The following is a 15,553-nucleotide window of genomic DNA, read 5'->3' on the forward strand; positions in this document are numbered from 1 at the left end:
CACCCAAATCGCCGCATGGGGAACGAGAACTGTGCGCCGCAGTTTCCGACTTTTTGGCAGACGGACGCGGCAGCGGGCCGACGAGAATCTCCACAGTCAGAGATGGCGACGAACCGATCGGAAGGTCGGGATCTTGCTACTTCATAAACGACCGCGAGGCATACGCGTCTGTGCAACTGCACAGCGTGTTCGATCCCGCGGATCGGGTGTTCCCCCCGCCAGGTGAGGAAACGGTGCTCGGCAGTTCCAAGCCGGTCACCCTCGACCTTCGCTTCGGTGGGGTCAATCTCGCCACAGTGCTCGGCCCGTGGGAAGCGTCGTTCAAGATCGATGAGGAGGCAGGTATCGACATGACCCGTGAGCGGATCGAAGAGGCCGCCGAGCTGCTGATTCAGCTCACAGAAGACCTGCATGAATAGCGCAGGGATGCCTCGAACGCCGACCAAGAGATTTCCTGTGGGACTCGTTGTGCTCGTTGCGCTCGGCACAGCGATCATGGTCACCTTGGTCGGTTGGTCCGTCTGGGTGGTCACCAGTTTGAAGGACCCATTCGTACCCGCGCCGCGGTCATCGAAAATCGTTCGCGACCTGTGCAATCCACTGCTCGCGTACTTGGAGGATGTGAGGGCCGACGACCTACCGTTGGTCAGGGTGGAGGTCAGCAAATACGACGACAAAAGGTTTGAACGATCGCGTCGATGCACGCGCTGGCTGTCTGTTCATGGCCGGAAGTGAGCAGATCGGAAGCATGTCTGTATACAGTTCGCCGCCGGCGTTCGAGGATCGGAGGTGGCCGCCAATCGGGGACGAGGTGTTCGGCAGTTACTCCCCGATGATCACGATCGACCGACATCGGGGCTACTCGCTCGAGACCGTGCGTGACTCGTGGGACGTCGACATCACGATTTTTCCTGAAGCGGGAATCGACACCACACCGGAACGAATGGACGAAGTAGCCGAACTCCTGATTCAGCTGACCGAGGACCTCCGCGAATAGTGCACTGGTGGCGGGCGTCACGCCTGTGCACTGGCGAAGCATGAGGTGTCGTGGTACCCGTCTAGACTCGATGCAGGCTTCTCACCGCGGCGACGCCTTTTCGCCCCGCATCGCCAGCTCAGGTCGAAAGGACACCCCACCTCCGTGTCTACGCACGTCGATACCGTCACCACCGCCACTGCGAATCCCGATACCCCGCAGCCCTTCAAAGAGCTTGGGCTCAAGGAAGACGAGTACGCGCGTATCAAGGAGATCCTCGGTCGGCGTCCTACCGATGCCGAGCTGGCGATGTATTCGGTGATGTGGAGCGAGCACTGCTCGTACAAGTCCTCGAAAGTGCACCTGCGCTACTTCGGCGAAACGACGACGGACGAAATGCGGTCGTCGATGCTGGCCGGTATCGGGGAGAACGCGGGCGTTGTCGACGTCGGTGACGGTTGGGCTGTGACGTTCAAGGTCGAAAGCCACAACCATCCCTCCTACGTCGAGCCGTACCAGGGTGCAGCTACCGGCGTCGGCGGCATCGTCCGCGACATCATGGCAATGGGTGCACGCCCGATCGCGGTGATGGATCAGCTGCGCTTCGGAGCAGCGGATGCGCCGGATACACGTCGGGTGGTCGACGGGATCGTGCGTGGCGTCGGTGGTTACGGCAACTCGCTCGGCCTTCCCAATGTCGGCGGCGAGACCGTGTTCGACCCGTCGTACGCGGGCAACCCGCTGGTCAACGCCCTGTGCGCCGGTGTTATGCGGACCGAAGACCTACACCTCGCCTTCGCGTCGGGCGCCGGCAACAAGATCATTCTGTTCGGCGCAAGGACGGGCCTCGACGGCATCGGCGGCGTATCGGTGCTCGCATCGGAAACGTTCGACGGCGACGAGACGGGCGGCGGGCGCAAGAAGCTTCCGGCGGTTCAGGTCGGCGACCCGTTCACCGAGAAAGTACTCATCGAGTGCTGTCTCGAGCTCTACCAAGCCAAGATCGTGATCGGCATTCAAGACCTCGGCGGCGCAGGCCTGTCGTGCGCGACGTCCGAGCTTGCCGCGGCCGGCGACGGTGGTATGCACATCGAGCTCGACAAGGTTCCGATGCGTGCCACCGGCATGACGCCCGCCGAGGTGCTGTCGAGCGAGTCTCAGGAACGTATGTGTGCCGTCGTTGCCCCCGAGAACGTCGACGCGTTTATGGACGTGTGCCGCAAATGGGACGTGCTGGCAACCGTTATCGGCGAGGTGACCGACGGTGAGCACCTGGTCGTCACCTGGCACGGCGAGACCGTTGTAGACGTGCCGCCGCGGACCGTCGCACACGACGGACCCGTATACGAACGCCCGGTCCAGCGTCCCGACGATCAGGATGCGCTGATCGCGAACACGTCCGATAGCTTGACGCGACCGCAGACCCCCGACGAACTGCGCGCGACCCTGCTGCAGATGATCGGCAGCCCGCAGCTGTGCAGCCGGCGCTGGATCACCGAGCAGTACGACCGCTACGTGCGTGGCAACACCGTTCTCGCCGAGCACGCCGACGCAGGCGTGATTCGCATCGACGAGACGACCGGTCGTGGCATTGCACTCGCGACCGACGCGTCGGGCCGCTACACCAAGCTCGATCCGTATGTCGGTGCACAGCTCGCTCTTGCTGAGGCGTTCCGCAACGTCGCCGTGACAGGTGCGACGCCGAAGGCGGTCACCAACTGCCTCAACTTCGGTTCGCCGGAAGATCCCGCTGTGATGTGGCAGTTCCAACAGGCCGTCCGTGGCCTCGCCGACGGCTGTGTCACCCTCGGCATTCCGGTGACAGGCGGCAACGTCAGCTTCTACAACCAGACCGGACAGACACCGATCCTTCCGACCCCGGTAGTCGGTGTGCTCGGCGTCATCGACGATGTACGTCGTCGGATCCCGACCGGTCTCGGACTCGAACCAGGCGAATCGCTGATTCTGCTCGGCGACACACACGACGAGTTCGGTGGCTCGATCTGGTCGCAGGTTGTGCACGACCACCTCGGTGGTGTTCCGCCGAAGGTCGACTTCGCGCGCGAGCAGCTTCTCGCCGACGTCCTGCTCGCCGGTTCGCGTGACGGAATGATCAGCGCCGCACACGATCTGTCCGAGGGTGGGCTTGCTCAGGCGGTCGTCGAAGCAGCGTTGGCAGGCGAGACCGGTTGCCGAATCCTGCTTCCCGAAGGCGCCGATCCGTTCGTCGCGTTGTTCTCCGAATCGTCTGGACGGGTACTCGTAGCCGTACCGCGTACAGAGGAGACGCGCTTCACCAAGATGTGCTCTGCGCGCGAATTGCCTTGGGTACGAATCGGTGTGGTCGATCAAGGCTCCGACTCGGTCGAGGTGCAGGACCAATTCTCGGTGACACTCGACGAGCTGCGCTCGACGTTCGAAGGGACGCTTCCCGCGATCTTCGGTTCGCACGTCAGCTGAGAGCGGGGAGTACGACTTGAGCCGATCGTCGCTGACGCTCGCAGCGCAGCGGGCTTGGCGAGTGATCGACCTGAACTTCGTCGGTCTCGCGGTGGCTGGGCTGTTCTTCGCGTGGTCGGTCACCCCGTCGTTGCTACCGCGAGACTGGATGTTCCAAGGTCTGATCAGTGGGATCAACGCCGCGATGGGCTACGGCTTCGGCTGTGTTCTGCAATGGCTCTTCCGCAGCCTCGTGTTGCCGAAATTACGGATTTCCGATCCGCCGCAATGGGTTTCGAACTCTGTCCGGTTAGCGGTCGTCGTCACAGTTGTGGCCGGTTCTGCTTACATGCTGATTCAGGCGGCGCATTGGCAGCGTGAACTCACCGCACTTATGGGTATGGAAGGCACAACCACACCGGCCTATCTGCGGACCGGTGCGCTGAGTTTCGCGGTGGCCGCCGCCGTTGTCGCGGCGTTTCGCACCGTGCGTGAAATGGTCCGCTGGATGGCGAAAGTGCTGAACCGTTGGGTTCGGATCCCGCGGGCGCTCGCCCCGACGGCCGGGTTTGTCATCATGGTCTTCCTTACGGTCACATTGATCAACGGTGTCCTGTCCACCGCGCTGTTCGCGGTGGCGAACTCGGCCTTCAGCGTTCGCAACGACCTGACCTCACCTGCCGCGGTGCAGCCGGATCTTCCCGAACGGTCGGGTAGCCCGGCCTCGCTGGCGAAATGGGAGACGCTCGGTTCGGAGGGACGATGGTTCGTCTCGCAGGGACTCGACGCCGCACAGCTCGGATTGTTGACCGGTCGCGTTGCGCAAGAACCGATTCGGGTTTACGCCGGATTGGAGTCGGCGCAGAATCCCGAAGCGCAAGCCGAGTTGGCCGTCGCGGAATTGGAACGAACAGGTGCCTTCGATCGGGCTGTGCTCGTAGTCGTGACCACCACCGGAACGGGCTGGGTGAACACGAACTCGGCTTCGGCCATCGAGCTGATGTACGGCGGAAATTCGGCGATCGTGGCGACGCAATACTCGTATTTGCCTAGTGTGCTGTCGTTTCTCGCCGACCGCACCAAGGTCGCCGACGCGGGCAAGCTGTTGTTCGACAAGGTGCACGAGCACTGGGCCGCCCGGCCGGAGGGGCAACGACCGAAGCTGTACGTCTACGGCGAGAGCCTCGGGTCGCAGGGTTCGGAAGCGGCATTCGACGGTATCGCCGATTTGCGGACCAAGGTCGACGGTGCGCTCTGGGTCGGCCCGCCCAACTCGAATCGCATTTGGCGCCAATTTGTTTCGCGACGTGATCCCGGGTCCCCGGAAACCGAGCCCGTGTACGCCGACGGTTTGGTCGTGCGGTTCGCGGGCGATGCCGGTGACCTCGCGCACCCTGCTGGTCCCTGGCTCACCCCCCGCGTTGCCTATCTGCAGCACGCATCGGACCCGATCGTGTGGTGGTCGCCCGACCTGCTCTTCGAACGACCGGACTGGCTCAGCGAGGACCGCGGTTCGGACGTCTCACCCGACATGACGTGGCGTCCGTTCGTCACGTTCTGGCAGGTCGCCGCTGACCTCACGAATGCGCAAGGCGTCTCCGACGGGCACGGTCACAACTACGGGACCCTGGTCCTCGATGCGTGGGCGGCTGTCGCGACGCCGCCGGATTGGTCGGCGCAACGAATGGAGCAGATCCGGGCAATCCTGGTCATGCTCGCCGACCGAGAGCAGGACGTGAAGTGAGCCGCGATCGCGCGCAGGCGCTTGTCGCAGTGGCAACTGCGTTGACGTGGAGCAACCTGATGCTGCCACGTCTCGGACTAGGAAATCGCGGACGGACGGCAGCGAATGCGGTGTTTGCCACTGCCTTCGATCGAACGATCCACGCAACCAACCCAGACCTTGCCCCTGTGCCATGGACCTCACGCGAGGGGACCGCACTCGGTGTCGCGGTCGCCGCCGTTCCCGTCGCCGGGTACGGCGTGATCGCGTCGGTTCCAACGCTGCGGGAGGCGGTCGCCGGGCATGCCGGCGAACATCGGACTCCGCTCGAATTCGCAGAATGGATCGGGCTGCACATCCCGGTCGGCACCGTGTACGCGGAGGAAGCAATCTTCCGCGGAACGTTGGATCCGTTGTTGGAAAGCGTATTCGGAGTAGAAATCGGCAGTACGGTAGCAGCGCTCACCTTCGGGCTGTGGCACATTCATCCAGCACGTGCGGCTGGTGACAACGTCGCGGCGACCGTCGTAGCCACTGCCGTTGCGGGTTACGGTTTCGGGTTTCTGCGTCGCCGTGGCGGCAGCCTTGCCGCGCCGGCGTTTGTACATCTGGCGATAAACGTCGTCGGTGCCCTCACGACGCGCCTCGGTTCGGACGCGAGATGAAGCCAGCGATACCCGACCTGCGCACCAGCCTGCTTACCGTCGCCGCCTGGTTGCACGACGAGACACTGCCCAAGCCCCCGCGTGCCGACCTCGCGACGGCGGTTCGAGTGTCGGCACGAGCGCTTGCCAAGGATGCACCTGGGTCGTCGGTCGAGGTGCGGATTCCGCCTTTTGTTGCGGTGCAATGTATTACCGGTCCCCGGCACACCCGTGGCACCCCACCCAACGTGGTCGAGACGGACCCGCGGACCTGGCTGCTTCTTGTTGCAGGCCTGCTGGACTTCGGTACCGCGCTCGATTCCGGCGCGCTCACCGCGTCGGGTGGGCGCGCAGCCGAGGTCGGTCAGTGGCTACCGCTTGTGCCGCTGCCACGACCGGATCAGACCTAGGCCGTAACGTCGGCTGCCTTGCGGTGGAAGCCTTTCCGGTCGTAGACCCGCGTTGCGACGGTACCGACGACAAGGCCGGTGATGAGGCCGAAGACCGTCATCCAGAACGCGTGCAATAGACCGGAGTCGTATCTGGCGTCGTAGTAGAGGATTGCGCGCACGCCGATGAACACCTGGTGCAGCGGTTCGAAATTGGCGAGCCAGGCGAAGAACGGCGGCTGACCTTCCAGTGGGACGGTGCCGCCCGACGAAGGCACACCCAGAATGATGAACAGAATCAAGTTGATGATGAGGCCGGCGGTACCGAACGCAGCCATGATCGAGGTCGCTGTAATGCCAACTGCCGCAATGGCAAAGGCGCCGTAGGCGAACAGCGTCGCCGGTCTGGTCACAGGCATGTCGAGGAACGTCGAAATGCCCAGATAAAGCCCGGACACAACTATGCCGACGACGATCATGATCGCCCACTTCACGACCAGCGTGTGGAACCGCGACATGTGGACCGACGGGTTGTAGATGTACCAGGGGCCGAACTCGGCAGGTGCGAAACCGAGCTGAGCGTCGACGAGGGAACTGACGATCATCGCGCCGGTGAACCCTGCGAGCAGTAGCAGAAGTGCGTAGTAGAACGCGGCAAGACCGTTGCCCGAACCCGCGGGCAAGGGGTTGTACTGCGCAGTCTCGATCTGGATCGGTTCGGCAAGCACCAGGCGACTCGCCCCGGAGATGGGGGTCGGGGTGGGGCCAGCGTTCAACTGCGCAATGACCTGCTCGGTCAACTGCTTGCCGACCGTCGTATTGACCTGTTCCATGGCCTGGTCGTAGATCGTTGTGGCAATACTGATCGCGAAGGTGCCTGCTCGCGGATTCGTCTTGACCGTGATGACGGGTTTTTCGACGTCGCCGTCGACGACGCTTGCCTGCGCGAGGATGAGCAGCCGCTTGCTGAAGTCGCTCGGAATGACGATCGAGCCGTAGATTTCGCCCTTTCGCAGCAGCGTCTGCTCTTCGGCGATACCGACCTGACGCAGGTCGACCTTGTCCTTCGGGATCCCGTCGACAAGTCCCTGCACGATCTGGTCACCGAATGTCTGACGCTGAGTCGTCCCGTCGGGTGCGACGACGTTCTCGCCTTCGTCCTGGTTGACGACGGCGATCGGGAAGTCGTGCAGGTTCTTCTGCGGGTCGAGAATGCTGTCCAGATACAGCACCGCGAGCAGCGACATCACCAGTCCGACGACGACGACCGGTGCGAGCCAGACTCGTGGGTTGCGGATCGAAGCAATTGTTGCGGCCTTAACGCTCGAGTCGTCGCTAGTCACGGGCGTGACGCTAGCATTCGACGTAGATAGCGGCCCGACGTTCCACAGGGTGTTCTCCAGAGCGTGATTTGCCCGACATTCGCGGGACGAACGCCCAGGTGCGCCGGGTTCATCGCGATTGGTTGGCTCGCAGTGGCGCGGATCACCCGTAGACTAGGCAAGCACCCCTCACCCAGCCGCAAAGGGAGCGCCCCGGTGACTACAGCCGATACATCGGTCGACAGTCCACTTCACCAAGCGAACGATCTTCCGGACCAGGACGAGAACGAGCCCCGCGAAGAATGTGGAGTTTTCGGCGTCTGGGCTCCCGGAGAAGATGTAGCCAAGCTCACTTATTACGGTCTTTATGCGCTACAGCACCGTGGCCAGGAAGCGGCCGGCATCGCGGTCGCCGACGGGTCGCAGGTCCTTGTGTTCAAAGATCTCGGGTTGGTCAGCCAGGTTTTCGACGAGCAGACCCTCGCCGCTATGCCTGGCCACGTCGCCATCGGCCACTGCCGCTACTCGACCACCGGGTCCACGAGCTGGGAAAACGCTCAGCCGGTTTTCCGGACGACCGCGGTCGGGACCGGCTTGGCGCTCGGGCACAACGGCAACCTGGTCAACACCGGTGAACTTGCCGACCGCGCGCGCTCCGCAGGCTTGATCAATTCGCGTCGAGCGATGGCCGCGACGTCGGATTCCGACGTGATCGGCGCACTCCTCGCACATGCCGCCGCCGATCGCACGATCGAGCAGGCAGCGATGGAGCTGCTCCCCACGGTCCGGGGCGCCTTCTGTTTGACGTTTATGGACGAGAACACCCTGTATGCGGCTCGCGATCCGCACGGCGTTCGTCCGCTCTGCCTCGGCAGGCTCGACCGCGGTTGGGTTGTCGCAAGCGAAACCGCGGCGCTCGACATCGTCGGTGCGTCGTTCGTTCGTGAGATCGAGCCCGGCGAACTGCTTGCGATCGACGCCGACGGTGTCCGGTCTTCCCGGTTCGCCAATCCCGAGCCCAAGGGCTGCGTCTTCGAATACGTCTATCTCGCTCGTCCCGACAGCGTCATCTCGGGTCGGTCCGTACACGCCGCACGAGTCGAGATCGGCCGTCGACTCGCCAAGGAACACCCCGCCGAGGGCGACCTCGTCATCCCGGTCCCCGAGTCGGGTACCCCCGCCGCGGTCGGCTACGCGCAAGGGTCCGGCATCCCGTACGGCCAGGGCCTGATGAAGAACGCCTATGTCGGGCGAACGTTCATCCAGCCGTCGCAGACGATTCGTCAGCTCGGCATTCGCCTCAAGCTCAATCCGTTGAAGGAAGTCATCCGCGGTAAACGGCTGATCGTCGTCGACGATTCGATCGTCCGCGGCAACACCCAGCGCGCCCTCATCCGCATGCTGCGTGAGGCAGGGGCGTTGGAGATCCACGTGCGGATCGCGTCGCCGCCCGTCAAGTGGCCGTGTTTCTACGGCATCGACTTCGCGTCGCCTGCCGAACTGATTGCCAACGGTGCTGACACGATCGACGAAATGCTCGAAGGTGTCCGTCGTTCGATCGGCGCGGACACGCTCGGCTACATCTCTATCGACGGCATGATCGCCGCGACGGAACAGCCGCGATCTCGGTTGTGCGCGGCCTGCTTCGACGGCAAATACCCCATCGCGCTGCCGCACGAGGAAGCGATCGGTAAGAATCTGCTCGAGGGTGTGCTGACGGCGTCGACGCCTCGAAAAGTTGCACCCGCCGACGACAATGTGAGTGCACTCAGCAGGCCTTGAGCCCCCTCGGTTCCTGTTCTATTTCCTTTTTCGTTTGCGCTGCGCAGGAAACGGTTCATCGGTAGATTGCGCAGAGTTGAAATTCAACCGCAATCGAGCGAGTCGACGCCGGTACCTCTGCGACTGAGCGGGCTCGGGGATCGGGGCACCGCATGGCTGGGTCGGGACAGGCTAAATCACCTCTGATTGGTTCGGGCAGAACACGAACTGCCGAGCACGGTGGCCGACGGCGACGCCGCGGCGCGATATCCACGGTAGGAATGCTCGGCGTCGTCGCGTTGGTCGCCGCTGGGTGTGGCTCCGGCCGCACGGACGAGGGTTCCGGCACGGCCGACACGGGCGATGCGATCGTCGTAGGCACGACGGACAAGATCGTCACACTCGATCCTGCGGGCGCCTACGACAACGGTTCGTTCACGCCCATGAACCAGGTCTATCCGTTCCTGATGAACTTCGCACCCGGCAATCCGACGCTCGCGCCGGACGCCGCAGAAAGTTGTGGCTTCTCGCAACCGACCGTCTACACGTGCAAGCTCAAGCCGGGACTGAAGTTCGCGAACGGGAATCCGCTCACAGCGACGAGCGTGAAGTTCTCCTACGACAGAATCACCAAGATCAACGATCCGAACGGTCCGGCGTCGTTGCTCGGCCAGCTCGAAAAGACCGATGTGGTGGACGATCTCACGGTCGCATTCACGCTCAAGGCCGCAAACGACCAGACGTTCCCGCTCGTCCTCGCCACCAATGCCGGTCCGATCGTCGACGAGAAGGTGTTCCCCGCCGACAAACTCCTCGACGATGCCGAGATCGTCGAGAAGAAGCCGTTCGCGGGTCCGTACTCGATCGAGAGCTACCAGAAGAATCAGCTCGTCGAGTACAAGGCGATCCCGGATTACAACGGCATTCTCGGCAAGCCGAAGACCGATGCGATCACTGTCAGATACTTCGCGACGACCGACAGCCTCAAGATCGACACGCAGAACAACGACATCGATGTGGGCTTCCGTTCCTACAGCCCAACGGATCTCGAGTCGCTTGCAGGGATGGACAACGTCGTCGTCCACGAGGGTATCGGCGGCGAACTCCGCTACATCGTGTTCAACATGAATACGATGCCGGGTGACACGCCGGAGCAGAAGCTGGCTGTGCGCAAGGCGATCGCATCGTCGGTCGACCGTGACGCACTCTCCAACGACGTCTACAAGGGGAACTATCTGCCCGCGTATTCGTCTGTGGTCGAAGGACTTCCAGGCGCGAAGCCGTCCTACAAGGAGATCTACGGCGAAAAGCCGAACAAGGAAGCAGCCGCGAAATTCCTCGCCGACGCGGGAGTTGCAACGCCCGTCGTGCTGAATCTGCAATACAACCCGGACCACTACGGTGGCAGCAGCTCCGAGGAATATGCCGCGATCAAGTCGCAACTCGACGGCACCGGCTTGTTCACGGTGAACCTGCAGTCGACCGAATGGGTCACCTACCAGAAGGAACGGGTGCAGGACGCGTACCCGCTCTATCAGTTGGGCTGGTTCCCCGACTTCGTCGACGCCGACAACTACCTCACCCCCTTCTTCGCGCCGAACAACTTCCTGCAGAATCACTTCGAGAATCCGGTGATCACTGATCTGTTGGTCAAGGAGACAACGGAACCCGACAAGGCCAAGCGTGAAGAGATTCTGCGGCAGGTTCAGGACGAGCTTGCCCGCAACTACATTTCGATGCTGCCGTTGCTGGCAGGCAAGCAGTTTGCGGTATCCGGTAAGAACATCGCCGGGGTCGACGAGACGCTCGACGCGTCGTTCAAGTTCCGCTACACCGTCCTGAGCAAGAACTGACAGATGAGCGAGATGGTGGAGCCTGCGCCAGCACAGGTTTCGGACAGTCCACCACCAGGTAGCCGTAAAGGAAGGGCGGGCGCGCGCTCACGACGAGCCGCGCTCGCCCGCTACCTCCTGGTCCGACTCGCACTGATCGTTCCAACGGCGTGGATCCTCGTCACCGTCGTGTTCTTCCTGATGCGGGTGGTCGGCGATCCGATCACCGCGGCCATGGGTGGACGCATGACGGCCGAGCAGATCAACGAGCGCAAGGAAGCCGCAGGCCTCAATCGTCCTATCCTGACGCAGTATTGGGAGTATCTGTCGGGTTTGATGCGTGGTGATTTCGGCCGGTCCGCCGACAATCGCGAAATCAGCGAAGTGATCACCGTCTACGGTGCCGCGACGCTCGAGTTGGTGTTCTGGTCTCTGCTTATCGCCTTCGCCATCGGTATTCCGTTGGGTCGCTATGCCGCTACACATCGCGACCGGCCCGCCGACGTCGTGCTCCGACTCTTCGCGATACTTGCCTACGCAGCGCCGGTGTTCTTCGTCGGTCTGCTACTCAAGTTGCTGTTCTCGGTGAAACTCGGCTGGTTGCCCGGATCGGGTCGGGCAAGCACCAATGTCGAACTCGCGCTGCAGAATGTGTCGCCGAAGACGAACATCATGATCATCGACGCATTTCTCTACGGCGACATCGGTTACATCGGCGACGTGCTGAAACACGCGATACTGCCGTCCTTCGCGCTCGGCATGCTGACGGCAGGTGTTTTCCTGCGACTCGTCCGGATCAATCTGCTGCAGACGCTGCGCAGCGGAAGTGTGGAAGCTGCTCGTGCGCGCGGACTTTCGGCTCGTGTCGTCACCGGTCGGCACGCCTTCAAGAACGCCTTGATTCCGGTGGTGACGGTGATGGGGATGTACATAGCCGTGCATCTCGGTGGCTCGGTGCTGACCGAGACGACGTTCGAATGGAAAGGCCTCGGTTATCAACTCGCCGAGTATCTGAAGGCTCGCGATTTCATTGCGGTGCAGGGGATCGTCGCGTTCGTCGCCCTGCTCGTCGCGGTGATGAGCTTCGTCGTCGACGTTGTCGTGTCGATTATCGATCCGAGGGTGAGGTTCTGATGACCGCCGCAGCGCTCGCCAAAGAGCCCGATCTGCCGCCGCCCCCTCGGGTTCGGCGGCGAGGCGTACCCGGTGTCGCGCTCCTGCGTTCGACCCATGGGCTGCAACGGATCACGTTGATCTTCGGGCTGATCCTCATTGCCGCGTTCGTGATCGCAGCCGTCTTCGCACCACTGATCGCACCGTACGGGTTCGCTCAGAGCTCGGCTGACGGAGTCGATTTCGCTCGGCAGCAGGCGCCGTCGGCGGAGCACTGGTTCGGCACCTCGGTCCGCGGCGAAGATGTGCTGTCCCGCGTGATCTTCGGTGCGAGAACAGCTTTGCTCGTCATCGCGTTGTCGCTCGTCTTGTCGCTGATCATCGGTGTCCCACTCGGATTGCTCTCGGGCTACATCGGTCGGTGGATCGATCGGGTGCTGGTGCTGTTCATGGATGCGATGTACGCGTTTCCGTCGCTGTTGCTCGCGATCGTCGTCTCGATCGTGGTGGCCGGCGGCAATTCGAGTGCGTTCGGCGGCGTCCTGTCGGCCGCCGTTGCTATCACCGCAGTCTTTGTGCCGCAGTACTTTCGGGTGGTTCGCAATGCCACTGTCGCGGTGAAACAGGAACCGTACGTCGATGCGGCGCGCGTCACCGGTGCGTCGACGATTCGGATCATGTTCAAGCACATTCTCGCCAACGTCACGGCGTCGCTGCCGGTCATCATCACCCTCAACGGTGCCGAAGCAATCCTGACGCTCGCCGGCCTCGGCTTCCTCGGCTTCGGGATCGAGCCGACTTCGGCGGCGGAGTGGGGCTACGACCTCAACAAGGCGCTGGCAGACGTGTCCAACGGAATCTGGTGGACCGGAGTCTTTCCGGGTGTTGCGATCGTGTTGGTCGTACTCGGGATGACGTTGGTCGGAGAGAGCCTCAACGAAGTGTTCAACCCGATACTGCGCACCCGGCGGGCAGTCCAGTGACCGATGCCGCGCTGACGATCGAATCGTTATCCGTTGTATTCGCAACCGATTCCGGCCCGGTCGATGCTGTCTCCGATGTTTCGTTCGAGGTGTTTCCCGGAGAAGTGCTTGCGATCGTCGGCGAGTCGGGATCCGGCAAATCGGTGAGCTCTCGGTCCGCGATGGGACTGTTGCCGCCGACCGCGCGCGTGCGAGGACTTGTTCGGCTGGGGAGCAACGAGATCACGTCGATGTCGGAACGTGAGCTCACCGCCGTTCGTGGCGGTGCCATCTCGATGGTCTTCCAGGAGCCCGGCAGCGCACTCGATCCGCTGTTCACCGTCGGTTTTCAGATCGGCGAAGCGTTGCGCGCGCACACAGGCATGGGACGAAAGGCTGCGAAGGAGAAGGCAGTCGAGTTGTTACGGCTGGTCGGGTTGCCCGATCCGGAGCAGCGGGTCGACTTCTACCCACACGAACTGTCCGGTGGTCAGAAGCAGCGAGTCGTCATAGCGATCGCGATCGCGTGCGAACCGAAGGTCATCATCGCGGACGAACCGACGACCGCACTCGACGTGACGGTGCAGGCCGAGATCCTCGAACTACTTCGTGACCTGCGCGATCGAATCGGCAGCGCAATCGTGTTGATCACCCACAACATGGGCGTCGTCGCCGATCTGGCCGACCGGGTCGTAGTGATGAAAGACGGTCGCGTCGTCGAGCAGGCGCCGGTGGATCAGTTGTTCGCCAGCCCAGCGCAGGACTACACGCGGGCGCTTCTTGCAGCTGTGCCGCACCTCGGCACCGGCGACGAGTTGCACAAGGGGCCGGCCGTGGCAGAGTCGGAAGCCGAGGCGGTGCTGGAGATCTCGCATCTCACGGTCGAGTTTCCGGGAGCGATCGGTCGTCCTGCATTCAAGGCGGTCGACGACGTGAGCCTGAGCATCGCGCGTGGCGAGACCGTCGGTTTGGTAGGGGAGTCGGGTTCGGGCAAATCGACGATCGGTCGATGTGTCGCCGCGCTTGCACGGCCGACGAGCGGATCCATCAGAGTGCTCGGCCAGGACATCACCGCGATGCGCGAGCGTGAACTGCGGCCGATTCGGCGTCGCTTCGGATTCGTTTTCCAGGACCCCGCGACGTCGATGAATCCACGTCTCACCGTCGGTGAGTGTGTTGCGGAGCCGCTGATCGTGCACAAGGTCGCGAAAGGGCAAGCCCTGCGCGACAAGGTCGATCGACTGCTCGACGACGTGCAGTTGCCGCGGGCGACCGCGGCTAGGTATCCGCACGAGCTGTCGGGTGGTCAGCGTCAACGTGCCAGTCTGGCAAGGGCTTTGGCGCTGAATCCCGACCTGCTCGTCGCCGACGAACCGACGAGCGCACTCGACGTGTCCGTCCAGGCGAAAGTGCTCGAACTGTTCGAGCAACTGCAGCAGGAGAACAAGTTCGCGTGTCTGTTCATCAGTCACGACCTCGCGGTGGTCGACCTGCTTGCCGACCGAGTGGCGGTCCTGCGCAACGGGGCGCTCGTCGAATTGGGTACGCGGTCGGAGATCTTGCGCAACCCGACGCAGGATTACACACGCAGACTCGTTGCGGCAGTACCGGTTCCGGACCCCGTCGAGCAGCGGGCGCGGCGTGCGCAGAACGCCGCGCTGTTCGGCGCGATCACGTGAGTGCCTACCGCGCTGGGTAGGTCTCGCCCGCGAGGTACCCGCCGACGAGCACGAACAGTTCGGTCGAGCGGTCGACGAGTTCGTCGCGGCTGATCGGAAGCGTGCCGTCGATCCACCCCGTGATGGTCTCGTGCAGGCCACCGACGAGGTGCATCGCCGCGAAGTGCGCGCGATCGCCGACCTGCAACGCCGTCGCCGGACCGTAGTACTGCTGGCCCGCTGAGACGACGAGGCTCGCGAGGGTGTGCATCGTTTCCGAGCGGCGCGCAGCGAGTGTTGGATGGATCAGCGCCTCGGTGAACAGAATGCGCACAGTGCAAGGGTCGTCTATCAACATGTCGACGGCCGCGCCGATCGCGGCCCTCGATTTGGCGTCGGCGTTGTCGGGCGCTGAGGCGACCGCCTCCAGGATCACGCGGCCGAGTTCGGCGACGATCCGATCGAAGAGGGCGGTGAGCACGGCCTCCAAGTTGCCGAAGCTTTCGTAGTAGTAGCGCTCGTTGAGACCTGCTTCGGCGCACAGTCCGCTGACCGTGAGTTTCGCGAAGCCGCGAGTGCCGACGATCTCGTGCGCTGCGTCGAGGAGGGCGTCGCGTCGTTGCGCGCGGCGATCGGCAGCAGAAACCCCACCGTAGGCACGCTTCGCGGTCGACACGACGCAATTGTGGCACATTCTCTTGCCAGATTCGCAATTCTGGGGGATGCTCTTGCCA

Annotated in this window: 13 protein-coding genes; 11 read left to right on the forward strand and 2 right to left on the reverse strand. The window is 63.0% G+C overall.

Going from position 1 to position 15,553, the window contains the following annotated elements:
- Positions 1 to 170 precede the first annotated feature (170 nt).
- The 6 genes from JGU71_RS16015 to JGU71_RS16040 all read left to right on the forward strand — a co-directional run bounded on the left by JGU71_RS16015 (position 171) and on the right by JGU71_RS16040 (position 6,192).
- Complete coding sequence (locus JGU71_RS16015) at positions 171 to 419, forward strand: hypothetical protein (protein ID WP_199705188.1); 249 nt, start codon at positions 171 to 173, stop codon at positions 417 to 419.
- 329 nt (positions 420 to 748) lie between these two features.
- Positions 749 to 997: a hypothetical protein gene (locus tag JGU71_RS16020; protein WP_199705189.1), complete on the forward strand. Its 249-nt coding sequence runs from the start codon at positions 749 to 751 to the stop codon at positions 995 to 997.
- 144 nt (positions 998 to 1,141) lie between these two features.
- Positions 1,142 to 3,436, forward strand: coding sequence for a phosphoribosylformylglycinamidine synthase subunit PurL (gene purL, locus JGU71_RS16025; protein ID WP_199705191.1), 2,295 nt, complete (start codon positions 1,142 to 1,144; stop codon positions 3,434 to 3,436).
- Positions 3,437 to 3,452: 16 nt separating this feature from the next.
- A complete protein-coding gene (locus JGU71_RS16030) occupies positions 3,453 to 5,159 on the forward strand; it encodes an alpha/beta hydrolase (protein ID WP_199705193.1) in 1,707 nt (568 codons plus the stop codon).
- Positions 5,156 to 5,803, forward strand: a complete 648-nt coding sequence (locus JGU71_RS16035; RefSeq protein WP_307829672.1) for a CPBP family intramembrane glutamic endopeptidase — start codon at positions 5,156 to 5,158, stop codon at positions 5,801 to 5,803. Before JGU71_RS16030 ends, JGU71_RS16035 begins: the two co-directional genes overlap by 4 nt.
- On the forward strand, positions 5,800 to 6,192 hold the full coding sequence (locus tag JGU71_RS16040) for a sterol carrier family protein (RefSeq protein ID WP_199705195.1): 393 nt from the start codon (positions 5,800 to 5,802) through the stop codon (positions 6,190 to 6,192). Before JGU71_RS16035 ends, JGU71_RS16040 begins: the two co-directional genes overlap by 4 nt.
- Here JGU71_RS16040 and JGU71_RS16045 read toward each other — a convergent pair.
- Positions 6,189 to 7,514, reverse strand: a complete 1,326-nt coding sequence (locus JGU71_RS16045; RefSeq protein ID WP_307829673.1) for a YhgE/Pip domain-containing protein — start codon at positions 7,512 to 7,514, stop codon at positions 6,189 to 6,191. The two genes, JGU71_RS16040 and JGU71_RS16045, sit on opposite strands and share 4 nt — an antisense overlap.
- A 195-nt stretch (positions 7,515 to 7,709) precedes the next feature.
- Here JGU71_RS16045 and purF point away from each other — a divergent pair, with 195 nt between their 5' ends.
- The 5 genes from purF (at position 7,710) to JGU71_RS16070 (ending at position 14,840) form a co-directional block, all read left to right on the forward strand.
- On the forward strand, positions 7,710 to 9,275 hold the full coding sequence (gene purF / locus JGU71_RS16050) for an amidophosphoribosyltransferase (RefSeq protein WP_199705196.1): 1,566 nt from the start codon (positions 7,710 to 7,712) through the stop codon (positions 9,273 to 9,275).
- Between the two features lie 260 nt (positions 9,276 to 9,535).
- Positions 9,536 to 11,107 carry an ABC transporter substrate-binding protein gene (locus tag JGU71_RS16055; protein WP_199705198.1) on the forward strand — a complete coding sequence of 524 codons (1,572 nt, stop codon included), beginning with the start codon at positions 9,536 to 9,538 and terminating at the stop codon, positions 11,105 to 11,107.
- Between the two features lie 12 nt (positions 11,108 to 11,119).
- Positions 11,120 to 12,220, forward strand: coding sequence for an ABC transporter permease (locus JGU71_RS16060; protein ID WP_199705339.1), 1,101 nt, complete (start codon positions 11,120 to 11,122; stop codon positions 12,218 to 12,220).
- A complete protein-coding gene (locus JGU71_RS16065) occupies positions 12,220 to 13,182 on the forward strand; it encodes an ABC transporter permease (protein WP_199705200.1) in 963 nt (320 codons plus the stop codon). Before JGU71_RS16060 ends, JGU71_RS16065 begins: the two co-directional genes overlap by 1 nt.
- Complete coding sequence (locus JGU71_RS16070) at positions 13,179 to 14,840, forward strand: ABC transporter ATP-binding protein (protein ID WP_199705201.1); 1,662 nt, start codon at positions 13,179 to 13,181, stop codon at positions 14,838 to 14,840. Before JGU71_RS16065 ends, JGU71_RS16070 begins: the two co-directional genes overlap by 4 nt.
- A gap of 4 nt (positions 14,841 to 14,844) precedes the next feature.
- On the opposite strand, the gene JGU71_RS16075 is transcribed toward JGU71_RS16070, so the two are convergent.
- Positions 14,845 to 15,495: a TetR/AcrR family transcriptional regulator gene (locus JGU71_RS16075; RefSeq protein ID WP_307829674.1), complete on the reverse strand. Its 651-nt coding sequence runs from the start codon at positions 15,493 to 15,495 to the stop codon at positions 14,845 to 14,847.
- Positions 15,496 to 15,553 lie beyond the last annotated feature (58 nt).

This window comes from Antrihabitans stalagmiti (assembly GCF_016482825.1).
GTDB lineage: Bacteria > Actinomycetota > Actinomycetes > Mycobacteriales > Mycobacteriaceae > Antrihabitans > Antrihabitans stalagmiti.

What these genes read in the sequence shown, in the direction of transcription:
- JGU71_RS16055 (WP_199705198.1), top strand. Translation starts at nt 9,536, where the DNA reads ATGCTCGGCGTCGTCGCGTTGGTCGCCGCTGGGTGTGGCTCCGGCCGC.
- JGU71_RS16060 (WP_199705339.1), top strand. Translation starts at nt 11,120, where the DNA reads ATGGTGGAGCCTGCGCCAGCACAGGTTTCGGACAGTCCACCACCAGGT.
- JGU71_RS16040 (WP_199705195.1), top strand. Translation starts at nt 5,800, where the DNA reads ATGAAGCCAGCGATACCCGACCTGCGCACCAGCCTGCTTACCGTCGCC.
- JGU71_RS16020 (WP_199705189.1), top strand. Translation starts at nt 749, where the DNA reads ATGTCTGTATACAGTTCGCCGCCGGCGTTCGAGGATCGGAGGTGGCCG.
- JGU71_RS16065 (WP_199705200.1), top strand. Translation starts at nt 12,220, where the DNA reads ATGACCGCCGCAGCGCTCGCCAAAGAGCCCGATCTGCCGCCGCCCCCT.